20 protein-coding genes are annotated in these 21,339 nt (G+C 63.1%); 5 read left to right on the top strand and 15 right to left on the bottom strand.

The genetic code is table 11. The features are described 5' to 3' along the window. Positions 1-37 precede the first annotated feature (37 nt). The 7 genes from GPJ75_RS12590 to GPJ75_RS12560 form a co-directional block, all read right to left on the bottom strand. Positions 38-1,321, bottom strand: coding sequence for a TRAP transporter large permease (locus tag GPJ75_RS12590; RefSeq protein ID WP_163268586.1), 1,284 nt, complete (start codon positions 1,319-1,321; stop codon positions 38-40). Then, positions 1,318-1,827 carry a TRAP transporter small permease gene (locus GPJ75_RS12585; RefSeq protein WP_163268584.1) on the bottom strand — a complete coding sequence of 170 codons (510 nt, stop codon included), beginning with the start codon at positions 1,825-1,827 and terminating at the stop codon, positions 1,318-1,320. Before GPJ75_RS12585 ends, GPJ75_RS12590 begins: the two co-directional genes overlap by 4 nt. 65 nt (positions 1,828-1,892) lie before the next feature. Continuing rightward, positions 1,893-2,909 (bottom strand): TRAP transporter substrate-binding protein, encoded by a 1,017-nt coding sequence (locus GPJ75_RS12580; protein WP_163268582.1) that lies wholly within the window; start codon positions 2,907-2,909, stop codon positions 1,893-1,895. Positions 2,910-3,029: 120 nt separating this feature from the next. Continuing rightward, a complete protein-coding gene (locus tag GPJ75_RS12575) occupies positions 3,030-3,887 on the bottom strand; it encodes a fumarylacetoacetate hydrolase family protein (RefSeq protein WP_163268580.1) in 858 nt (285 codons plus the stop codon). Positions 3,888-3,894: 7 nt separating this feature from the next. Beyond that, positions 3,895-4,929: a gentisate 1,2-dioxygenase gene (gtdA, locus tag GPJ75_RS12570; RefSeq protein ID WP_163268578.1), complete on the bottom strand. Its 1,035-nt coding sequence runs from the start codon at positions 4,927-4,929 to the stop codon at positions 3,895-3,897. 15 nt (positions 4,930-4,944) lie between these two features. Next, positions 4,945-7,029 (bottom strand): acetate--CoA ligase family protein, encoded by a 2,085-nt coding sequence (locus tag GPJ75_RS12565; protein ID WP_163268576.1) that lies wholly within the window; start codon positions 7,027-7,029, stop codon positions 4,945-4,947. Next, positions 7,029-8,753: an AMP-binding protein gene (locus GPJ75_RS12560; protein ID WP_163268574.1), complete on the bottom strand. Its 1,725-nt coding sequence runs from the start codon at positions 8,751-8,753 to the stop codon at positions 7,029-7,031. The genes GPJ75_RS12565 and GPJ75_RS12560 overlap by 1 nt, the downstream gene beginning before the upstream one ends. 178 nt (positions 8,754-8,931) lie before the next feature. Between GPJ75_RS12560 and GPJ75_RS12555 the strand changes: the two genes are divergently transcribed. Next, positions 8,932-9,876 carry a LysR family transcriptional regulator gene (locus GPJ75_RS12555; RefSeq protein ID WP_163268572.1) on the top strand — a complete coding sequence of 315 codons (945 nt, stop codon included), beginning with the start codon at positions 8,932-8,934 and terminating at the stop codon, positions 9,874-9,876. Between the two features lie 359 nt (positions 9,877-10,235). Next, the gene (locus tag GPJ75_RS12550; protein WP_205602518.1) at positions 10,236-10,685 is read left to right on the top strand and encodes a hypothetical protein; all 450 of its coding nucleotides are present in this window, start codon (positions 10,236-10,238) and stop codon (positions 10,683-10,685) included. A 199-nt stretch (positions 10,686-10,884) separates the two neighbouring features. Here the strand turns inward: GPJ75_RS12550 and GPJ75_RS12545 are convergent, their stop codons facing one another. The 8 genes from GPJ75_RS12545 to GPJ75_RS12510 all read right to left on the bottom strand — a co-directional run bounded on the left by GPJ75_RS12545 (position 10,885) and on the right by GPJ75_RS12510 (position 19,549). Beyond that, a complete protein-coding gene (locus GPJ75_RS12545) occupies positions 10,885-11,763 on the bottom strand; it encodes an aldose epimerase family protein (RefSeq protein WP_163268570.1) in 879 nt (292 codons plus the stop codon). Continuing rightward, the gene (locus GPJ75_RS12540) at positions 11,757-12,554 is read right to left on the bottom strand and encodes an NAD-dependent epimerase/dehydratase family protein (RefSeq protein WP_281354784.1); all 798 of its coding nucleotides are present in this window, start codon (positions 12,552-12,554) and stop codon (positions 11,757-11,759) included. The genes GPJ75_RS12545 and GPJ75_RS12540 overlap by 7 nt, the downstream gene beginning before the upstream one ends. Positions 12,555-12,585: 31 nt before the next feature. Next, positions 12,586-14,271 carry an IclR family transcriptional regulator domain-containing protein gene (locus tag GPJ75_RS12535; protein ID WP_163268566.1) on the bottom strand — a complete coding sequence of 562 codons (1,686 nt, stop codon included), beginning with the start codon at positions 14,269-14,271 and terminating at the stop codon, positions 12,586-12,588. Between the two features lie 83 nt (positions 14,272-14,354). Further along, on the bottom strand, positions 14,355-15,449 hold the full coding sequence (locus tag GPJ75_RS12530) for a mandelate racemase/muconate lactonizing enzyme family protein (protein ID WP_163268565.1): 1,095 nt from the start codon (positions 15,447-15,449) through the stop codon (positions 14,355-14,357). After that, complete coding sequence (locus tag GPJ75_RS12525) at positions 15,446-16,297, bottom strand: ABC transporter permease (RefSeq protein WP_163268563.1); 852 nt, start codon at positions 16,295-16,297, stop codon at positions 15,446-15,448. The genes GPJ75_RS12530 and GPJ75_RS12525 overlap by 4 nt, the downstream gene beginning before the upstream one ends. Then, positions 16,297-17,214 (bottom strand): ABC transporter permease, encoded by a 918-nt coding sequence (locus tag GPJ75_RS12520; RefSeq protein ID WP_163268561.1) that lies wholly within the window; start codon positions 17,212-17,214, stop codon positions 16,297-16,299. The genes GPJ75_RS12525 and GPJ75_RS12520 overlap by 1 nt, the downstream gene beginning before the upstream one ends. A 3-nt stretch (positions 17,215-17,217) precedes the next feature. Further along, positions 17,218-18,282 (bottom strand): ABC transporter ATP-binding protein, encoded by a 1,065-nt coding sequence (locus GPJ75_RS12515; RefSeq protein WP_163268559.1) that lies wholly within the window; start codon positions 18,280-18,282, stop codon positions 17,218-17,220. A gap of 73 nt (positions 18,283-18,355) precedes the next feature. Continuing rightward, on the bottom strand, positions 18,356-19,549 hold the full coding sequence (locus tag GPJ75_RS12510; RefSeq protein WP_425483148.1) for an ABC transporter substrate-binding protein: 1,194 nt from the start codon (positions 19,547-19,549) through the stop codon (positions 18,356-18,358). 275 nt (positions 19,550-19,824) lie between these two features. Between GPJ75_RS12510 and GPJ75_RS12505 the strand changes: the two genes are divergently transcribed. Genes GPJ75_RS12505 through GPJ75_RS12495 form a run of 3 tightly spaced genes read left to right on the top strand, consistent with a single transcriptional unit; the run spans position 19,825 to position 21,335 of the window. Further along, positions 19,825-20,565 (top strand): ribonuclease activity regulator RraA, encoded by a 741-nt coding sequence (locus tag GPJ75_RS12505; RefSeq protein ID WP_163268557.1) that lies wholly within the window; start codon positions 19,825-19,827, stop codon positions 20,563-20,565. 15 nt (positions 20,566-20,580) lie between these two features. Next, positions 20,581-21,045 carry a nuclear transport factor 2 family protein gene (locus GPJ75_RS12500; protein ID WP_163268555.1) on the top strand — a complete coding sequence of 155 codons (465 nt, stop codon included), beginning with the start codon at positions 20,581-20,583 and terminating at the stop codon, positions 21,043-21,045. Continuing rightward, positions 21,045-21,335, top strand: a complete 291-nt coding sequence (locus GPJ75_RS12495) for a YciI family protein (RefSeq protein ID WP_163268553.1) — start codon at positions 21,045-21,047, stop codon at positions 21,333-21,335. Before GPJ75_RS12500 ends, GPJ75_RS12495 begins: the two co-directional genes overlap by 1 nt. The last annotated feature ends 4 nt before the right edge of the window (positions 21,336-21,339 follow it).

Genomic DNA, 21,339 nt, shown 5'->3' with positions numbered 1-21,339 from the left:
GAGGCCATACGTGCGAGCCGCTCCCGCCAGTTCCGGATCAACCGCCGAACATGAAGAGATCCGCGCTCAGAAGCGAAACCGCAGGAATGAACGTCACTATGATCAGCGCCGCGAGAAACACGTAGAAGAACGGCAGCACGCCCATGTAGATATCGCCCGTGGGCGTCTTGAGCACGGACTGCGCCACAAAGATGTTGATCCCGAAGGGCGGCGTGAACATGCCGATCGCCAGATTGAGCGTGATGACGATCCCGAAATGGACCTTGTCGATGCCGAGCGCGTCCACGACCGGCGCGAGGACGGGCGTCAGCAGCAGGATCGCAGAGATCGGATCCATCACGCACCCGAGCAGCAGCAGCAGTATGTTGACCGCGAGGAGGAAGAGCCACGGGGAAACCTCCATTGAGACGATCCAGGCCGCCATGTTCTGCGGAAGCTGGTTGACCGCGAGGATCCACGAGTAGAGGCCGGCTGCCGCCACGATGATGAGGATCTGCGCGGAGAAGATGACCGTGCTGGAGGCCGCATCGAGTATGTCGCGAAATCCCATCTCGCGATAGACGAAGAGCGTCACCGCTAGGGCATAGACGCAGGCGACCGCCGCCGCCTCGGTGGGCGAGAACACACCGCCATAAATACCGCCGAGAATGACGACGATCATGCCCAGCGCCCAGAACGCGCGACGCGCGGCATTCAGGAATCCCGAACGATCCGTGATGTCACTCGTTCGAAGGCCGAGCCGCAGAGCCTTTGCGAGGATATAGGCCACCAGTATCAGTGCAATCAGCAGCCCCGGCAGCACGCCGGCGGCATAGAGCCGGGGGATCGAGGTCTCCGATGCGGCGCCGTAGACCAGCATCGGAATCGAGGGCGGAACGACGATCCCAATGGCGCCGACGGACGTGACGAGCCCGACGGCGAACCGCATCGGGTAGCCGTCCTTGAGCATTGCCGGATGCATGATCCTGCCCACGGACGCCACCGCCGCTGCGCTGGATCCGGAAATCGCGCCAAAGACCGTCGCGGTGCCGACCGTGGTGACGCCGAGCGCGCCCGGCAACCTGCCCACCAGCGCACGGACGAAATCTACCAGGCGAAGGGAAACGGTCCCGCGCGACATCAATTCGCCGGCGAAGATGAAATAGGGAATGGCAAGCAGGCCGGTCGAACTGACGGACCCGAACATGTTCTGCTGAACGGCCGACATCGGCATGTTCATGTAGAACGCGAGCGCGAAGACCGATGCCGTCAGCAGCACCACGAAGATCGGGAAGCCGCCGATGAGAAGAAGTGCCGGCAATGCGGCGAGGACCAAGCTCATATGTCGGCCTCCGCTTTCCGCGCTCTGCCGGGTCTGCGCATGTCGGCCAGTCCGGCCATCACCCGAGCGGTCGAGATCACGGCCATCGCAACCATGCTGAGCGTGATCGCGCTGTGGACGACCCACGACGGAATCCCCAGCGCATCGCTGGTCATTCCGAAGGCGAAGAGCCGCGAGACATAGCCGTATGACAGCCATGCCACCCAATAGAGGACAGCGGCCACCGCGATCTCCTGCACCAGTTGCAGCACGAGACTTGCGCGCGGTGGCAGGATGTCCATGACGACGGACATGCGGATATCGACCTGCTGCCAAGCGCACACGACCGCGCCCACATAGGTCATGACGATCATGTAGAACACGGCCGCCTCGTCTGCCCACAGCAGCGCGGCGCCGAAGACATAGCGAGCCACGACGTTGTAGACGCTGAGGAACACCGTTGCGATAAGCCCCAGCGCGATTGCAACCAGCAGGTACTGCATCAGCTTGTCGACGGCGTGTTTCATGGTGGTCCACCACACGGTTGAAGCCGCAAGGGCGGCCGCCGGAGCGGCCGCCTTGTTCTCGCGAGCTACTGGCGAGCGTCTTCCGCAGCCTGTTTCAGGAGCTCGTAGTCGGCCTTCAATTGCGGATTGCTGGCCACGACTTCCTCGACCACCGGCACCACGCTGTCGAGGAAACGCTGGCGCTGCTCATGGTCCATCACCGTCATGGTGCCGCCCTGCGACGCGAAGGTTGCCTCCAGTGCCGCCGGGCCGCTGTCGAGCTTGGCCTTGTAGGCCGACTTGGAGGCGTCGGCTTCCTCGCGGATGATGGCCTCCAGCTCCGGCCCGATGCGGGCCAGGAAATCCTTGCTGACGATGCCCCCGACAATGAGGAAGTTGCCCGGCAGATAGGTGGCGTGCTTGGCGACGTCGGCGAACTTGGAGCCGACGATCACGGGCATGTTGGTCGCAGCGCCGTCGATGGTGCCGGTCTGGATGCCCGGCAGCACGTCTCCCAACGGCATTGCAACGGGCGAGACACCGAGCGCCTGCATCGGGCGGTTGATCAGGTCCGTGGAACCGCCGGTGCGCAGCTTCTTGCCCTGCAAGTCATCGACGCTCGAGATCCGGTCGCGCGTCACGACGGCGATCTGCCCGCTGGTGAGGATGAAGAGAGGCTCGACATTGGCCTGCGCGCCAAGTTCCGCCATCATCGCCTTGACGCGCGGATCCGCCATGGTGCGCAGCGCGTGGTGTTCGTCATCGAACAGGCCGTTCGCATCGAACACCTGGAAGCGCGGATCAACGGCGTTGAGGAAGCCGATGATGGGGGTGGTCATCTCGATGGTCCCCATCGCGACCCCTTCGACCGTCGCCGGAATCGGCCCAAGCTGGCTCAGCGGGTACAGCTCGACGTCGATGCGCCCGCCAGACCTTTCCTCGACGCCGGATTCGAATGCCTTCAGCCAGGCCGAGAACGGATCGATGTCGGTGAGCGGAGCCGGTGATGAAACCTTTAGAGTGAATTCCGCGGCGGCGGCGGGAGCGGACAATCCCAGCGACAGAATTGCGGCTCCAAATAGATTTGCAACGATCTTCAGCATTGTCATTCCTCCCTCAAGATGTGTAAGCGAACGGCTTTGGCCGGTACGTTAGGAATTCTGCGGGCCCACTTCGTGGAAGCCGGCGGGTAGGCGCGACCGCGCGCGGCGTGCCCGGGAATCTCATTTCACCGCCGTCGCCAGGGTTCCGAGCCCTTCGATGGTGGCAACGAGCCGATCGCCGGACTTGACAGGCGCCACGCCAGCCGGTGTCCCGGTCATGATGACGTCGCCCGGGTAGAGCGTGTACATGTGGGACGCGTATTCGACTAGCCGCTGGACGTTGAAGACCAGGTCCCGCGTGTTGGACTTCTGCCGCACCTCCCCGTTGACCGTAAGCTCGAAATCGAGCGCGTTCGGATCCGCGATTTCGTCGGCCGTGACGAGATAGGGACCCAGCACGGCGAAGGTGTCGGGGGACTTGCGGAAATCCGGGAACTCCTTGCCGCGCACGGTCATGTCGAGACCGATCGTATAGCCGGCTATGTGATCTAGGGCATCGTCGTAGGAGATTGCCCGCCCCTGCTTGCCGATCACCGCGCACAGTTCGATCTCGTGATCGACCCGGCGATCGGTAAAGCCGATGTCGATGGGCGTGTCGCAACCCGCCAGCGAGCTGTTGGCCTTCAGGAAGAGGCCGAAATCGTCGATGCGGGTGTAGGTCTTGCCGTGGTTGATTTCCTTGTCGGCGTTTGCTTCGTCGATATGCGGTTGATAGTTGATCGGCGCGCCAATGATCTTGCCCGGTGTGGCAACGCTCGGACCGAGTTTCACCGCCTCGAGAGGCTTCCGCTCCGCGCCTGATTCGACCCGCTCGGCAAGCCGGTCGCGAAGCTGCGGCAGGCGCTCGACGACAACATCGCCCCTCGGATAGGGCCAAGGGACGTTCAGACCGTCCGGAAAGAAGATGTCGGTGACGTCGAAAACAGCTTCGTCGTGGACGACGCCAACCCGGCCTCCGTCGAAAGTGCAAATTTTCATAGGCGCCTCATCCTTGCCATTCGCGGAACAGTCCCAGCTTCTCGTGCACCGGCCGGTCGGAGAAGCAGAATGCGACGGCATCCTCTCCGACAGCGCGATACCTGACAGTCTGCCAGCCCGGGACCGAAAAGACGTCGTTGCGTGACAGACGCTCGAAGTCGCCGTCGCCCACGGCCACCTCGAGCGTACCTTCCAGGAGGACGACCACCTCGCTGCTGGTCGCGCGGTACGGCCTCGTCTCGAAGCCGGCGGGAACGAGCTTCATCGTGGTGCCGATCGTGGGGATGGCCCAGTCGCCATTGGTCGGGTTGATGTATCGCATCGTCAATCCATGATGGGGATCGACGGGTCCCGAACGCCCCAGGACGTGCAGTGACTCGCGGGTGCGCTCGTAGGGATAGCTGAAGACCGGAGAAGTGTGGGTCGCCTGCTGGTTCAGCGGCAGCAGTCCGTTGCCGTATCGGGCGAGCGCGTCTCCCTCGGGCCGCGTGATCTCCTGATCCTCCTCCATGTGCTCCTCGCGGAAGCCCGCGCCGATGGCCGAGACGAGCGGCACATCGAGACCGTCGAGCCAGATGACCGGCTCGTCCCCCTCATGCTTGTGGTCGTGCCAGGTCCAGAAAGGTGTGATGATGAAGTCGCCTCGGTGCATCCGGGTACGCTCCCCATCGACGGAGGTCACCGCACCCTCGCCCTCCAGGCAGAAACGTAGCGCCGACTGGGTGTGACGATGGGCCGGCGCCAGTTCGCCGGGCAGGATCAGTTGCAGCCCGGCATAGAGTGTGTCCGTCACCCGCGATTGTCCCGGCAGTCCCGGGTTCTCCAGAACCAGCACGCGACGTTCCGCTTCCTTTGCGGAGATCAGCGAGCCCGAGGCCAGAAGGGCCTCGCGCGTCGGCTCCCAGGGCCACCGGAACGGGACGGCCTTCGGCTTCGGCTCGCTCGGCACGAGACCCTTTAGCCGGACCCACAGGGGAGCAAGGTTCAGGGGCTTCAGTGTCTCATAGTAGTCGTCAAGGCTTGATGGGGTACGTGTATCCATGATCGCCTATCTCCATCAGATTGCTGTTCTAATAAGGGCATCGAGAGCGATCACTTCATCGTTGCGGACGACCAGCGGATTGATCTCGATCTCCCGGATCTGCGGGAAATCCGTCAGGATCGACTGTAGCGCCAGCAGCGTATCCACGATGCCGTCAATGTTTGCTGCGGGCTTGCCTCGATAGCCGGTAAGGAGCGGCGCGCCATTGAGGGACAGAAGCATCTCCCTCGCATCCACCGGCGTCAGCGGAGCGACGCGTGTCGCCGTGTCGGCCATCACTTCGGTGAAGACACCGCCAATTCCGACGGTCAGGCACGCACCCCAGGACGCGTCGTTGATCCCGCCTACCAGCAGCTCGGTGTCGAACCGCGTCATCTCCTCGATGAGATAGCGGCGCGCCGAAGCACCGGGTATCCGATCGATCGCGTCCAGCGCGCGCTCCAGGCCGTCGATGCCGTCGATGCCGAGATGTACTCCACCGACATCGGACTTATGCAGGATCTCCGGGTCGAGCACCTTGACCACGACGGGCCGGTCGAACGCGTCGAGCGCGTCACGTGCCGCCTCACGCGTTTCGCACACGCGGCGTCGCGGCGTCCTGACTCCATAGCCGGCGAGAAGCTCCTTGGCCGTGGCCTCGTCGAGCCTCTTGGGCAATGCGACGGGAGACGTGCTCGATCGACGTGCGGAGCTCGCGCCGCCCTGGCGGGCCGCAATTCTGCCGCGCGTCTGGCTGTCGCGCACCAGAGCGATCGCGGCGGCGGCGAGGGCATCGGGACTATCCGTCGCGAAGACACCCTCTTTCGCGAGGGCAGCGCGGGTACCGGAGAGGTCCCGCGTGCCCATGCTGGCGAATACTATCGGCTTCTCGGTGCCGGCCGCGACCGACTTCAAGACCGCCTCCGCGTCGAGAGCGCTGGGCTCGTCCAATGCGAATATGAGCGCTGCATCAATGCGATCGTCGTCGAGAACTGTGCGAACGACGTCGCCGAAGGCGGGGCCCGGGCGACCCGTATCGACCGGGTTCTGCACGAAGGTGAGCGGCGGAAGCAGTTCGCCGAGCCTGGCGACCGTCTCCGGGCGAAGCTGGGGGACATCGACGCGGGCTGCCTTCAGCCGGTCTGCGATCACCAGCCCCGGACCCGCCTGCCCCGTGATGACGGCGACGCCCGGGTTCGACAGCGGGGGAAGCCGGCGGCAGGCGAGTGCAGCGGCTGCGAGGGCAAGAGCCTCGCAGCCATCGACCACCACGGCGCCGGCCTGGCGCATCGCCGCGACCGTGGTCGCGTGCGAGCCCATCAGATTGCCGGTATGCGACTGCGCGAACTGGCCGACATCCTCCTTGCCAACCGGAAAGACGACGACGGGCTTCCTGTGCACGGCGCGCGCCACCGCCTCGAACAGCAGCCGGCCGTCGGCAACACCTTCCAGATGGAGGGCGATGCAGCGGGTCTCGGGATCGTCGATCAGGAAGTCGATCACGTCGATGGCGGTAACGTCGGCGGCGTTGCCGAGGCCGACGGCGTAGGAGACGCCCACCCCCATTTGGTGCAGCAGCAGCGTGATCGACAGGTTGATGCCGCCCGACTGGGCGACCACGCCGACGGGGCCGGCGGCGAGGACGTCGAGCCCCGGCGCGAATGAGGCGATGCACTGGTTGACTGGCGCGACATAGCCCGACGTGTTGGGTCCGAGCAGGCGCATTCCCGACAGGCAGCACGTCTCCAGCAATGCGTCCTGCAGGCGCTTGCCCTGCTCGCCGGACTCGGCGAAGCCGCCGGACACGACGAGCAGTCCGCCGGCGCCGGCTTCGGCGGCTTCCGCGGCGACCGCGGGCACCACATGCCCGGGCACTGCCAGGATGACGAGATCTGGAGCGTCAGGCAAGGCGGCAAGCGACGCATGGCATTTGCGCCCCATCACCTCGTCCGCCTTCGGATTGATGGGATAGACCGTGCCGGGAAACGGCATCAACGCAGCCATCGCCTGGGCGCCGGCCTTCTCCAGTGCGTTAGTAGCACCCACCACCGCAATCGAGCGCGGCTTAAGGGCGCGGCCGAGATTCGCGCGGCGGATAGTCTCGCTGCCCCCCCCGTCCATCACACACCCCCTGCGGTTTCCAGAGTAATTTTCTCGGCGATGATCTGCCGGAGCCGGGCGCGGTCGAGCTTGCCGACCCGGGTCGTCGGGAAGCCATCGATCGTCTCCAGCCGCTCCGGAACCTTGAACTTCGCCAACCCGCGTCCGGTGAGGAACTGTTGCAGCTCCCGCAGGGACGGCAGCGTAGCGCCGCCTTGAGGAATGACGAAGGCGCAGGCCTTTTCGCCATAAATCGGATCCGGCATGGCCACGACCTTCGCGTCGGAGATCGCGGGATGCTGGCACAGCAGGCGCTCAAGCTCCTCCGTCCCGAACTTCTCCCCGCCACGATTGATGTTGTCCTTGACCCTGCCTTCGAAGCGATAGGTGACCCGGTCGTCGGAGAGCTGTGAGCGCGCCAGGTCGCCGGTCCTGAAGAACCCGTCTCGGGTAAAGCTCACCGCGTTGGCGTCCGGGGCCCCAAAGTAGCCGGAGAGGCTGGAAGGTCCTCTGAAGCAGAGCTCGCCCATGCCGCCGACCGGGACCTCGGCATCCGAATCGAGTTGCAGCAGTCGCACCTCGTCGAAGGGGGTGCACACAGAGCCGATCGTGCTGTGGCGCAGGTCCGCCGGGTCGTCGGGCGCACTGGTCAGCACCAGTCCCTCGGTGATCCCGAACATGTTGATGGCGGTCACACCGGTCGCCGCCTCGATCCCTTCGGCTCCTATCAGCGTAAGGAAGCAGCGGAGCGAGGAGAGGTCATGATTTTGAATGCCCTCATAGGCGGCGATGATCGGCGCATGCGGCCCGATGGTGAAGGCCTGCGTCACGCCGTGGCGCTCGATCAGGCCGAAATAGGTATCGACCTTCCAGCGCGGGAGGAGGATGGTCGTGGCGCCGTAGATCAGGGTGCCGAGAAGGGTGAACATCATCCCCGCGTTGTGCAGCAGCGGCAGCGCCCAGATGCGAACATCCCTCTCGTCGCTGGAATAACTGTCCAACCACCGTTTGGTGTGACCGAGATATTCGCCATGGAAGCGGGGTATGATCTTCGGCAGGCCCGTGGAGCCGCCCGAAAGCTGCAGGACCGCGACGTCCGCCACGTTAGGCTCGTAGGGCGCGGTATCGACATCTTCGCCCGGCGCCTCGATCAGGTCCTCCAAGCGCAGCTTACTGGCACCGCTGGCCGCCCGCGCCGTCAGCAGCACGTCGATGCCAAGCTTCGCGCACATCTCGCTCGCGAACGCGCCAAGGTCCATGCTTTCGGTGAAATCGGCCTGCACGAAATAGGCCTTCGGTTTGCAGATATCGGCGATCGCGCGCATCTCGAGCTCGCGATATTGGGGGATAGTGCAGACGGGTAGGATGCCGAGGTTCATGCAGCCGAGCAGCGCGATCTGCGTCTCCGCGATTGTGCCCATCTGGAACAACGCCCGATCACCGGGACGCAAGCCTGCAGCGAGCAGCGCCTTGGAGACGGAGAGGCTGGCCTTGCGGATCTGCGCGAAGGTCCACTCCCGACCTTCGCAGATGTAGGCGACCTTGGAGGGATATGCGGCGGCACACCGGGCAAGCAACTGAGGAATTGTGTCGCTGCTCCACGCGCCCCAGGCAAGATACTCCGCCGCCCGTTCGCGACGTGGGTAGACGACGTCATCCAGCGGGAATCTGGGTACCAACGCGCTTTCTCCTCCTTGGCGAGGCCCCGCCCATCCGGCGGCTCCTCGGGCCGGCCCCGGTTCCATCTTCGCCGCCCGGCGTCGAAGGTGCGGACACGGCGGTGGGTCGGGTAAATTGATCCGATGGAGCGACCTAATAGCCTCTATTGAGATTTATCAATCCAATTGACCCAATAGTATTGATTTGCAAAACTTATATTTGTGTTCAAGAGGCCAGGCACCACACCTTCGGAGCAAGAAAGACGTGCGCAAAAGCGGGCGGTCATCTCACGACAGATTAGCCGACAATCTCGACCTCAATCTGCTGAGGGTTGCGCGCGCCATTCATCTGGCGGGTAGCGTATCCCTGGCTGCCGAGTTGCTCGGGCTGAGCCAGCCGGCGACGAGCCTCGCGCTGAAACGGCTTCGTCAGTCGGTGGGGGATCAGGTCTTCGTCCGCTCGGCGCAGCGCATGGTGGCAACACCTCGTGGGGCAGAGATCGTGCAGGCAGCGGAAACTATCTCGGAGATTGTGGATTCCGCCATCCTGCGGGACGACGTCTTCGACCCTGCGGTGGCGGGACGCACCTTCACGATCGCGCTATCCGATGTGGGCGAGATGGTGTTCCTGCCGAAGATCACTTCCCGCGTCGTCACCCTCGCCCCGAATTGTTCCCTGGTTTCCCAGAACATCAACACGAAGGACCTGGACGAGGCGCTGTTCTCGGGAGCCGTCGATCTTGCACTGGGGTACTTCCCCGACTTGGAGAAGCCGGGCTACTTCGTTCAGAGCCTGTTTCGCCACCATTTCGTCGGGGTGGCGCGCAAGGACCACCCGCTCGTCAAGTCCGGGACCATATCCCTCGAACGATTCCTCAATGCGCTCCACGTAGCGGTTAATCCGCCGAGCCGAAGCCAGGAACTCCTGGAGACGCACCTCCTGCGCCAAGGCCTAAGGCGGCGCGTAAGCCTCACCGTGTCGCATTTCCTCAGCGTGCCAGCGATGCTGGAACACTCCGACCTCATCGCCGTGGTTCCCTGGGCCATCGCTGACTATTTCGAGGCCATGGACCGCGTCGCACCGTTCGCGCTGCCCATCGAGATGGACGAATACCTGCTCAAGCAGCATTGGCACGAGCGGTACAATCACGATCCCGGCAATCGCTGGCTGCGATCGATCATCGCCAACGAGTTCGGCTCAAATCTCTGACGCGGCGGCTTCTGGTCGCCGCATACTCCCCCAGCCGAGCCGGGACGCCGCGGCCGTTCGGGAGGCCCGACACCATGGGGTCACGAGGTCCTATCGTCGTCGGCTTCGGCAGGCCGGCGCACCAGGCCCGAAGCGCTTCGAGCTGCGGCGGCAGCCCAACTACTGCTCCGGCTGCCCGCACAACGCCTCCACGCTGCTATCTTCGCCGAGTTTTGCGACGCCTATACGCAAGAGACGAACCGCCTGCGGATGGAGAGCCGAGCGAACATCAATGCGGCCCAGGCCGAGATAGACCGGATCGACCGGGAAGTTCAGAAGCTGATGGACCTCTATCTCAAGGACGCCTGTCCGTCGACGATGTGAAGGAACGCGGCGACAAGCTAAGGGCGCGCAAGGCGGAACTGACCGACTTCCTGGCGACGGCCGACGAGCCTCCTCCCCTGCTGCATCCGGCGATGGCCCAGCAATACCGCATCCGTGTGCAGCAGCTTTACGAGACGCTTCAGGCCGATTCCGAGGAGAGGCGCGTCGAGGCCGCCGATGTGATCCGTTCGCTGGTAGAGGACATCGTGCTGACGCCGGTGGACGGCAAGGTGGAGATCGACGTGCGCGGCGATCTCGCTGGAATCCTTACGCTTTCGGCGGAACGCAAAAACCCCGCCGGTGGGGCGGGATCACCGCAAGTAATGATGGTTGCGGGTTTCGCCACAGGCGGAGGTCGCTGCTTGCCATTGTCCCTTATGACAGAATTGGCCGAGCGAATCCAATTCATGACCACCTCACATAAACACGGTTCGCTCTTTCGGTAGCGGCATAGCGCTCATCCGAAAGTCCGCTATTCTTCCCTACGACAAGGGAAATGCAAGCGTCCGTGCCGGTTCTCGCAGAGCAATGCAAAGACTTCCAGGACGGCCGGACCATAGGCGCAGCACCGCGGCGACCCCAGAGACCGTGCGCCGACGCGCCGGGAAACGTCTCACATGGTGAGAACGAACCGGTTTCAGCCGTTCACCCCTGCGCAACGACAAGCGTTACATCCCCACTCAACATCTCGCCGGACCTAAGCACGCGTGTGCCGGTTCCCACAATTCCCCGCTCGGCCAGATTGAAACCGTTGGCCAGATGTGTGACGGGTTCAATGCAGGCATAATCACCCTCCGAGCGATGTACGACGAGATGACTGAAAACCGGCTGTGTCTGCATATCGAGCCTCAGCCCACCTGCAAGCCGTGCGGTCAGGTGCGACCATGAGGATAGATAGGCAGTCGCCTTACATTCCAGAGGGTTGGGCATGTCGCCACTCACAACCTCTCCAGTGGGCAGGTAATCGGGTGCGTGCGGCCACCAGCGGGCGGCATCGTGGTCGATTTGGCGACAGCGCGCCACATAGGGATGCCAGCCGAGCCCAGCAGGCATCGGCCGGTCGGACCGGTTTGTCACTGAAAGGGTTATCGTCATGCGATTGCCTTCCAGGGCGAAGCGTTGACGCCCCTCGAACGGCCAGGGCCAATCGTCGTCTGCCGGATAGTCGATTGCCATTTCCAGACCGGCGTCACAAGCGTTGACAACGCGCCAGGGGCACAGATGGGCCGGACCATGCAGGCTGTGCGGCGCGGCGTCGGGGTGCGGTCTGATGGGTATAGTTTCACCGGCAAAGTAAAGCCGCCCTTCGGCAATCCGGTTGTGATAAGGCAACATCGGGTAAGCGCCAGCTTTCGGCCAGACTAGCGGATCATGCAGCGCTGGGGGCAATGGGACAACGACGTCGGTGCCGCCGCAGTGCACAAGCCGGCTCAGCCGCCCGCCCAGTTCCGGTGCGAATTCCGCTCGCAGTATGTCTGATCGGATTGCCGGCCGGGTGGTTTGCTGTTTCTCCAGCATCACCATTCATAGACCCGCGAAACGGAACCGTCATATTCGCCATTGGCGAAATGGCCCCCGATCACATGACTGCCAACGGCGTCGGGGTCCTCTGCCGGCACTCCAGCCAGAATTTCCGCGGCAAATGCCTCGGCATTGTCCTGTGGCGCATAACCCAGGTCGAAGGCTGTACTGTTGTCGAAGAAGGAGCGCTCATTATCTGATACGCCGTAGACGACCGCATAGCGCAGTTGCTCGTGCCTGAGCCCGATCTCGACCAGTTGCGCAAGATCGCGCCAGCTAATCCAGACGGCGAGGCGGCGACGGTCCGCCGGCCTGTTATTGGCAAAACCGATGCGGATCGCAAGGCATCTGAGCCCGTATTTGTCAGCATATAGCGCCCCCAATTGCTCTCCGAACGCCTTTGTCAGGCCGTAGCGGCTGTCAGGGCGCAAAAGAACGTTCGTGCCGATGCGCCGCCGGCGCGGATAATAGCCGACCACATGATGAGAGCTCGCAAAGACGACCCGTTCTACGCCGGAGAGACGGGCGGCCTCGAAGACATTGGTCGCACCTACGATGTTGCCTTCGATCTGCTCGGGCATCGACGCATCGGTCGTGCAGCCGGCAAGATGGACCACGCCGTTGACGCCGGAGACCGCTTCCGCAACGACGGCTGCATCGGCGATGCTTCCACGGATGAACTCTTCACCGTCCAGCATTGCCGGCTCACGGATGTCGAGCAAACGCAGCGCATATCCGCGTTGTCTCAGCTCGTGCCGCAAGGCCGTGCCGACCACGCCGGCCGCGCCTGTCATTAAAATCTTCATGTCTTGCTCCCAATAATATCTACCGTCTCGGCGAAACGACGACCGCGGCAAACGGCAAATCGGCAATGGGCCCCGGCAAGCCTTGGCGCAAAGTGTCGATGGCGAGCAGATGTCCCGACTGTGGCGCGTTCTGAAGCTGCTCGCGCGACATTCCGGCGCGGGCGGTGGTGACGTAAAGCGTCGACATGTCCGGTCCGCCAAAGGCGATCCCTGTCGGCGAGGACACGGGTATGGAAAGGATCTGCTCGAAGTCCCCGTCTTCATTGAGGCGGACGACGCTCCAGCCGTCGCTGGCCGCCACCCACAGGCGATCTTCGCGGTCGATGGCGAGGCCCACCGGTTGGCCGGCAGCCTTGGGGAAATGGTTCAGCACCCGCTTGCGTCTGCTTGCCAATTCCAGGGCATGGATGACGCCCTGTTGGGGCTGCGCCGCAAAAAGCGTTTCGCCTTGCGTGTCGAACACCATGCTTGTGACTTCGCCTGAAAGTTCCCAAATGGGTTCGAACGACCCGCCCTCTCCAAGCATTCCGACATCGCTGCCGCCGTCCTGTCTGTACACGGCGAGCCACACTTTTCTTTCCCGGTCGACTCGGGCGGCGCTTGCCCTGAAGCCATCCGGCATGTGCGTTTCCGCGATGACGCCTTCCTCGGCGAGGATGATGATGCGCCCACGCATCGTCACGGCAAGCCCCGCCCCACAGGGAAAGGCGCAGTCGATCTCGCCGCCCAAATGCTCGAGCGACATGTCCGAAGAGGTTTCGCCGACCCGGTGAATGGCCGGTGCGAGCCGGTCGATCCAGACGAGTTGCTGCCGCGCCTGATCCCAGAACGGTGATGCACCGACAAAAGCGAAACGTTGCGATGCGACCCTGGCGCCCTCCCTGCTCGTGGCAGCCGGTCGGATCGAGGCGCCAAGCTGGCTCGAGATGCGGCGCGCGGCAGCAACGAGTTCATGGCCGAGTTGCTCCGCTCGCTCATGATGCATGCGGAAACTAGGACCAGCAACGCTGATGGCGGCGACGGGATGGCCGTTTTCGTCTAATATCGCGACGCCGACACAGCGCGTGCCGTAGAGAATTTCCTCGTCATCGATGGCGTACCCGCGTGCCCGGACAATCTGAAGCTGCGCCTTGAGGGCGGCAGGATCGGTGGTCGTGTGCTCGGTATATCGTTCGAGCGGTTCCCGCAGCAACCCGTCCACCTGATCGTCGCGCAGATGCGCAAGGATGGCCTTGCCCTGGGATGTGCAATGGACCGGCTTGAGCGCACCCAACTGCGCCGAGGAGCGCTTTGAGTGCGCGCCCTCGAAACGCCCCAGCGCCAGCACCTCGCCATGGTGAAGCACGGCGAGATAGGCGGTTTCGCCCGTCATGTCGCGCAAGAGCCGCAGTTCAGACGATGCGATAGAAACCAGATTGCTCGAACCCCAGACGTTCTGCGCGTGTTCCAGCAGACGGAAGCCGAGCGAATAGCGCTGGGTGACGGGATCCGACCGGATTATCCCGCGTGCGGTGAGCGCCGCCAGAATGCGGTAAAGCGTGGCGCGTGGAATACCGGTCTGGCGCGAAAGTTCCGCCTGATCCACACGGCCGGGCGCAGCACCGACGATCTCCAGAATGTCACATGCCTTGCCGATGAGCGCGGTTCCAGCCACCGATTTGCGGCCTACCTCATCCCCCGACCAGTTCTGATCGCCGATGCTCACATCAGCCTCCCCAACTTTCTCCTGACAACGCATCATGCCTGCAAAGGGCCCACATAGCGAGACTCCGGCAGGCGGAGACGAGATCATCGTCCGCCGGTTGCGTATCGGGCGAGCACGTCCGCGTCGGGCTCGAAACCGAGGCCGGGGCCGGCGGGAACGGGTACGCGGCCACCATCCGGCATGGGCGTAGAGCGCCCCGCCCATGCTTTCGGATGGACATAGAGGAACTCAAACAGGCTTTCTTCCGGAAGCAGGGAGAACAATCCCAATGTGGCGAAGTAGCCCGGCCCGAAATAGGGAGAGTGCGGCATGATCGTCTTTCCGGAGGCGGCTGCATCAGCGGCGATTTCGCGGAATACGGATATGCCGCCAACCTTCGTAACGCTGGGCTGCGGATAGGCGATCGCATCGACGATGCGCCGGAACTCGAATTGTGTGCAGGCGTTTTCGCCGGCACCGACGGCGATCCCCTGCCGTTCCAGTTCGGCGAGAGAAGCATAGTCTTCCGGTGGGAACACGGGTTCCTCCAGCCACAAGACCTCATGCTGCCTGAGCAGGGGCAGCATGGCCTGTGCCTCGTCAACACTCCAATTGCAGTTGACGTCGACCATGAGACCGGCATTACCCATGACCGGCCTGGCAGCAGCGATGGGTTGCGCGGCGATTTCATGCAGTTTCACATGGCCGAAACCCTGCATCACGGCTTCGGCGGCATAGCGCGCCACAAGTTCCGGGTCGCCATAGCGTACAAGACTAGCATAGGCGGGAACGGATGCGCGCGACCGCCCGCCCAGCGCTTCGGCAAGGCTCTTGCCCTCCCGCTTGGCCTGAAGATCCCAAAGGGCAATATCGACGCCCGACAGAGCGAAAATGCCGATGCCGTAGCGACCGAACAGGTGGATCGCCTTCTGGGTGGCGAGGTTCCAGGCCGGAATGTCTTCGATGACCCTGCCGGTTACCTGCGGCGCAATCAGTTCATCGACGGCCGCAGCCACGGCGGTCGAACAGAAATAGCCGAACGCTTCGCCCCAGCCGACCATACCGTCCGCATCCTCGATACGGACGAGCACCATGTCGAACCGGTGCCAGCGGGAGGGTGTGATGCCCTCGCCCCTACCCCCGTCCTCGAACGGAATGGAGAGCCTGATGGTATCGACGGAGCGCACCGGGGCCGTCATGTCGCACTCGCCTTCTTGCTGTCCACGCGGCCCACAAGCTGCGAGGGGTCCACGAAACGCAAGGCGATCAGGAGGCCGGTCATTGTCGTGACCATATACATTACGGCCATGGCATCGATGGACTGCTGCGCGCGCACGCCGGCGGCGAAGACCGAGTAGTAGAGTGCCACGATAAGCGTCTGGCTGTCCGGCCCTGCCGTCAGGAAGGTAAGCTCGAACATCGAGATGGTCCGGATCAGGACCAGTATGCCGGCAGCCAGGATGCCCGGCGTCAGGAGTGGCACCAGGATGCGCAGGAAGGTGGTGAAGGCCGAGGCGCCGAATACACGGGCGGCCGACTCGAGTCTTGGATCGATCTGCTCGATAAATGGCGTCATCACCAGGACGACGAACGGGACGCTGGGCACCAGATTGGCGAGAATCACGCCCCAGATCGTGCCGCCCAGACCCGCTTGATAGAGCACGGTCGCCATGGGAATACCGTAGGTGATCGGCGGGACGAGGAGGGGCACGAGGAAAGTGAGCAGCACGAGGCGCTTGCCGCGGAAGTCAATACGCGCCAGCACATAGGCTGCCGGCACGCCGAGCATCAGCGAGATGGCAACCACGGCGAGCGTGATCTGCACCGTGGCGATGAGAACGTAGTAGAGCTGGAATTCCTTCCACGCCGCGCCGTACCATTTGGCCGTATAGCCTTCCGGCAGCCAGCCGGTGAACCAGCTCGTGCCGAGGGAGCTTACCACCACCGAGGCGATGATCAGGAACACGTTGACGACGAAGAACGCCATCGCGCCATAGACGAACCAGCGCCAGGCGTTTGTTAGAAAACGGTCTCGCAGGACGGCCATCATCCCTTTCCTCCTACTGCGGGGCCGCGATAGGCCAGATTGCGCAGGCCAAGCACGGCCGCGACGATAATGAGCTGCACCGCGCCCATGATCATGGCGACGGTCGAGGCCATGGAATAATCGAAGTCCTCGAACGCTGCCTCATAGGCCGCTAGCGAGATGACGCGCGTCGCCCCGGCCGGCGCTCCCAGCAGAACGGCAGACGGGAACACGGCGAAGGCCTGCACGAAGGTGAGGCAGAAGGTGATGGCGAGCCCCGGCGCCAGGAGCGGCAGATAGATGTGCCGGAACTGGCTGGCCGGCGGCGCGCCCAGCGTGGCGGCGGCGCGCGCCAGGTTGGGATCGATGCCGGTCGTGTAGGACAGCATCATCATGAAGGCGAAGGGAAAGCCGATCACCACCTGCGACAGGGCCACGCCCCAGTAGTTGTGGATGAGCCGCACCGGTTGATCGAGCAGACCGAGCTCGATCAGCGTCCGGTTCAGCCAGCCATTGGGCGCGAGGTAGAGCAGCATGCCTTCCGCCACCAACACCGTGCCGAGCGTCATGGGGATGACGAGTACGGTCGATAGGAAACGTTGTCCCGATGAAGGCCGCCGCAGCATGAAGGCGAAGGGCACCGCCAGCCCGACATTGAAGACGGTGATCGGAAACGACAGCCAGAGCGTCTTGCCGATGGTCTCGAAAAGCCTCGGCTCCGAGAAAAAGCGCGTGTAGTTGGCCAATGCGGGACCGACATTGGGCTGAAACGACAGCAAAAAACCATAGAGGAACGGATAGACAAACAGCGATACGATTGCGGCTACGCCCGGAAGCAGCATCACAAGACGCAGGTCCCGGCCGGCCACGGCCGCGCTCTCGTCACGCCCCGGCGCTTTGATGGTTCCTGCTTCGGCAGTTGTATCGACGGCAGCCATGACTCAGTGCCTCCCGATTGCCGCGGGCGGCTTCCTGTAGACCAACAGATTCTCCGCTGGCACGCGGACATGCACGTGGCTGCCCGGTGCGGGCGCCTCCTTTAGGCGGCCATGGATCACGGGACCCGCGTCGAGCCTCATCTTCACGATGCTCTCGCGCCCGCCATAGATGACGCTCTCGACAGTCGCGCCCAGGCCGGTGTCCGCCAGTACCACATCATCTGGCTTGAACGCCGCGATCAGCGCTTCTCCGTTGAACGCCTGCATCGCCGTAGCATCCAGGCTGACACCGCCCATACCGACGGTCACACTGCCCTCGCCGGCTTGTGCTTCCGGCTTTACGTCGAGCAGATTGCGGTAGCCCATGAACAGCGCCACATCGAGATTGACCGGCCGGGAATAGAGTTCCTCCGGCCGCCCCGCCTGTTGCATGACACCGTCTTTCATCACCACGATCTTGTCGGACATGGCGAGCGCCTCGTCCTGATCGTGCGTGACGTAGATCGTGGTCAGGCCGAGCGTCTGATGAATGCGCAGGATCTCCTCGCGCATTTCGATGCGCAGAGTCGCGTCCAGATTGGACAGCGGTTCGTCCATCAGAACCAGCGGCGGCTCGATGACAATGGCGCGCGCAATCGCCACCCGCTGCTGCTGGCCGCCGGAAAGCTGTCCCGGCAGCTTGTCCGCATGCGCCTGGAGCTTGATCAGCGACAATGCGTCCCTGACCCGCCTTACCTTCTCGCTTGCGGGCACCTTCTGCATGGTAAGGCCGAAGCCGATATTCTTGGTCACGGACATATGCGGAAACAGCGCATAGTTCTGGAAGACCATACCGAAGCCACGCCGCTCGGGCGGCAGCGTGTCGATGCGCCTTTCGTCGAGCCAGATCTCGCCCGAGCTGAGCGGCAAAAGGCCCGACAGGCAATTGAGCGCCGTCGACTTGCCGCAGCCCGAGGGACCGAGCAGTGAGACGAACTCGCCGGCCTTGATCGACAGGTCAAGGCTTGCAAGTGCCTTGTGCGAGCCGAAGGTACGGGTGACAGATTTCAATTCGAGCGTCTGGAACATGGAGTACTCTCCGGCTGTGCTGTGCGGCGCCGATACGCCGCACAACGTGGCCTTTATTTTGGTCGAAAGCTGCTTACTGGCCCTTGTGGGCGCCGATCTCCTCGTCCCATTTGCGGAACGCGGCAACCATCGCCTTCGGCTCGAGCAACACCTCGATGGGCCTCGTCTCGATCAGTTCGTCATAGGCCGGACGGCCGAACTCGGCGATCACGTCCTGGCTCTCCTGCGGCGCCATCTCGAGCGTGACACCTTTGACGACCGGACCGGGATAGAGGTAGCCGGAATCGTAAATGATCGCCTGCTGGTCCTTCTCCAGCATGAATTTCAGGATATCGAGCACCACCGCGCGCTTTTCCTCGTCGAGCCCCTTGGGTATGACCAGAAATTGGCCGTCGGAGACGAAGCTGGTACCCTCCAGCATCTTCACCTCGGCATTGGCAGGCACGATCCCGAGGGCGCGCGGATTGATGTCCCATCCCATCGTCGTGATGATGATGTCGCGAGTCCCGCTAGCGAATTCCTTCATACTGGCGGTCGTGCCGGAGGGATAATACTCAATGCAATCGTTGAGCTCCGACAGATAGGCCCAGGTCTTGTCCCAACCATTGATCGGATCCTTCGGATCCTTGTCACCGAGCAGATAGGGAAGCCCCATCAGGAAGGTGCGGCCCGCGCCCGAATTCGCCGGACGGGCATAGATCAGCTTGTTCGGGTTCTCCTTGCACCAGGCAAGCAGTTCATCGGTATTTGACGGGACCACCTTGACCCGGTCAGGGGCATACTCGATGAAGGGCCCCTGTGGCGAATAGGCGATCAGCATGCCGTTCATCTGCGCCTGTTCCTGCAAGGCCAGCGCCCCCTCACTCAGAAGCGCGTCAGGCTTGCCGAAGACGTCCGTATAGGGCTCGAGGTTCTCCCAAAGGCCCATCTCCATGCCGGCGGCAAGGCCGTCGGTTCCCGTCAGCACGATGTCGATATCGAGCCGGCCTGCGCCCTGCATGGCCTTCACCTTGCCAGCGAGCTCCGGCGCCGGCGCCTTGGTAAAGGTAAAGCGGCTGACTTTGTCCGGGTTGGCCTCCAGGTAGTTGTCAAAGATCGGCTGCGTCAGCGCTAGATTGCCAGCGACGTCGATCACGTTGATCTGAACCGGTTCGGCGAAAGCCGGCATGGCCATCGCGGCCATGGCAGCGCCGGCGGCCAGGACATTCATCAGCGGCCGCGTGGCGAAGCGGCCGAGCTTGGCCGATTTGTACAGCTTGGTTCTCATGCTTTCCTCCCTTTGGCACCGGCACGAGCTGCCGGCGGAATGCGCAAACCATAGGCAGGTTCGTTTTCACGCACCACATCGAAACGATCAGCGGCACCACCACCGTCTCACATCGTGAGACAGCGCAAGGGAGTCTTCGTAGCTTGCGATTGTTGAAAGGTTTCGGATGGCGTTTGATGGGGCGAAGCATTCGCTGATCGGGTCGCGTGCAAGCGCAGCATGTGAGACCGGCAACAAGGGTGAATGCCACCCGGACAGAAGCCAGGGAGACAATTGTGACCGGAAACGACGTTGAAACCACGGGGGATGTCCTCGACAAGCTGAAGCAGGCGAGCACCGCAACGCTGACAACGCAATTGTTCAAGCGGGGCTATCGCCAGCAGTTCCTGGTCGGGCTGACACCGGTTAGCCGAGACATCGAGCCGTTTGCCGGCGAAGCCTTCACGCTGCGCTTCATACCCTCGCGCGAGGACAAGGACTGGGATCTCGGCGACCTGAAAAAACGCGGTGACGACAACGTCCAGTGGGAAGCCGTCGAGGCGATCCAGGCCGGACAGGTGATGGTGATCGACAGCCGCTGCGATCCGCGCGCGGCATCCGCCGGCAACATGCTCATGACGCGCATGATGCGCAAGGGCGTTGCCGCGGCCATTACGGACGGCGCGTTCCGCGACGGCACCGAAATCTCGAAGATGAACTTTCCCGCCTATTGCGCGGCCAACACTGCCTCGACGCGGCCGGCGTTCCATCGCGCCATCGACATGCAACTGCCGATCGGCTGCGCCGGCGTCGCCGTCTACCCGGGAGACATCATCGTCGGCGATAGCGACGGCGTCGTCGTGATCCCTCGCCAGATCGCCGCCGAAGTGGCCGCGGATTCCTTCGACCAGGAGATGCGGGAGAAGTTCCTGTTCACCAAGATCGACGCCGGCGCGCCGCTTTGGGGCACCTACCCGCCCAATGAGGAAACGCTGAAGGAATATGCCGAATGGCGGGCCAGGCAGGCCGCCGAGTAAGAGGGGTTCTCGACAATGACACCTGCAGAGAAGGCTGAAAAGCTGATCCGCCACTATTTCGACATGTGCAATGCCGCCGACCGCCAGGGCCTGGTCGGCTGTTTTACAGAGGACGGGGTGCACTATTTCCCGCCGGGCCTGCCGGGCGCGCCTTGGCGCAGCGCCGAGGCAATTGCCGACGGCTGGGTCCGGTGTGTGAGGACAATGGGATCGAGCTGGACCATCGAGAAGGTCCTTGCCGCACCGGATGGCAAGGAAGCCGTTATCGAATGGACCCACTGGAAGACGGGCATCGGCGAAATTTTGCGCGGCGACGAGTGGTACATCTTCAGCGATGACATCACGAAAATCCGCGAAATCCGCGCCTACTATGCGGCGCCGGTCAACAAGGCCGAGCCGGAAAACAAGCTGTATGGTTTCGATTATGAAAGCCGCGGCTACCACATGGCGCCGCCCTCCCCAGCGCCGGAGGTGGAGTGATGCATTTCGCCCTCATCTGCCGCGACTCGAAGGAAGCCGGCACGCTGGAAAAACGGCTTGCCGCGCGTGATGAGCATCTTGAACGCATCCATTCCATGAAGGCCGAGGGGACGATCGTCGACGGTGGCGCCATTCTCGACGAGACTGGTGAGATGGTAGGTTCGATCGTTCTGTGCGACTTCCCCGACAGGGCAGCGCTGGACGCGTATCTGGAGAGCGAAATCTACGCTCGTGAGGGCGTCTGGAAGGATATCGAAATCCTGCCTTTCAAGCGCGTTGCATGGCGTTGAGGTA

This window comes from Chelativorans alearensis, from assembly GCF_010993735.1.
Taxonomy (GTDB): Bacteria; Pseudomonadota; Alphaproteobacteria; order Rhizobiales; family Rhizobiaceae; genus Chelativorans; species Chelativorans alearense.
Note: the sequence above shows the minus strand (reverse complement) of the source record. Positions and strands in the feature narration are given on the sequence as shown.

Bases quoted from the DNA above. Each gene is read 5' to 3' on its own strand.
- GPJ75_RS12590 (WP_163268586.1), bottom strand. From the start codon at position 1,321: ATGAGCTTGGTCCTCGCCGCATTGCCGGCACTTCTTCTCATCGGCGGC.
- GPJ75_RS12585 (WP_163268584.1), bottom strand. From the start codon at position 1,827: ATGAAACACGCCGTCGACAAGCTGATGCAGTACCTGCTGGTTGCAATC.
- GPJ75_RS12580 (WP_163268582.1), bottom strand. From the start codon at position 2,909: ATGCTGAAGATCGTTGCAAATCTATTTGGAGCCGCAATTCTGTCGCTG.
- GPJ75_RS12575 (WP_163268580.1), bottom strand. From the start codon at position 3,887: ATGAAAATTTGCACTTTCGACGGAGGCCGGGTTGGCGTCGTCCACGAC.
- gtdA (WP_163268578.1), bottom strand. From the start codon at position 4,929: ATGGATACACGTACCCCATCAAGCCTTGACGACTACTATGAGACACTG.
- GPJ75_RS12565 (WP_163268576.1), bottom strand. From the start codon at position 7,029: ATGGACGGGGGGGGCAGCGAGACTATCCGCCGCGCGAATCTCGGCCGC.
- GPJ75_RS12560 (WP_163268574.1), bottom strand. From the start codon at position 8,753: ATGGAACCGGGGCCGGCCCGAGGAGCCGCCGGATGGGCGGGGCCTCGC.
- GPJ75_RS12545 (WP_163268570.1), bottom strand. From the start codon at position 11,763: ATGGTGATGCTGGAGAAACAGCAAACCACCCGGCCGGCAATCCGATCA.
- GPJ75_RS12540 (WP_281354784.1), bottom strand. From the start codon at position 12,554: ATGACAGGCGCGGCCGGCGTGGTCGGCACGGCCTTGCGGCACGAGCTG.
- GPJ75_RS12530 (WP_163268565.1), bottom strand. From the start codon at position 15,449: ATGACGGCCCCGGTGCGCTCCGTCGATACCATCAGGCTCTCCATTCCG.
- GPJ75_RS12525 (WP_163268563.1), bottom strand. From the start codon at position 16,297: ATGGCCGTCCTGCGAGACCGTTTTCTAACAAACGCCTGGCGCTGGTTC.
- GPJ75_RS12520 (WP_163268561.1), bottom strand. From the start codon at position 17,214: ATGGCTGCCGTCGATACAACTGCCGAAGCAGGAACCATCAAAGCGCCG.
- GPJ75_RS12515 (WP_163268559.1), bottom strand. From the start codon at position 18,282: ATGTTCCAGACGCTCGAATTGAAATCTGTCACCCGTACCTTCGGCTCG.
- GPJ75_RS12510 (WP_425483148.1), bottom strand. From the start codon at position 19,549: ATGAGAACCAAGCTGTACAAATCGGCCAAGCTCGGCCGCTTCGCCACG.
- GPJ75_RS12500 (WP_163268555.1), top strand. From the start codon at position 20,581: ATGACACCTGCAGAGAAGGCTGAAAAGCTGATCCGCCACTATTTCGAC.
- GPJ75_RS12495 (WP_163268553.1), top strand. From the start codon at position 21,045: ATGCATTTCGCCCTCATCTGCCGCGACTCGAAGGAAGCCGGCACGCTG.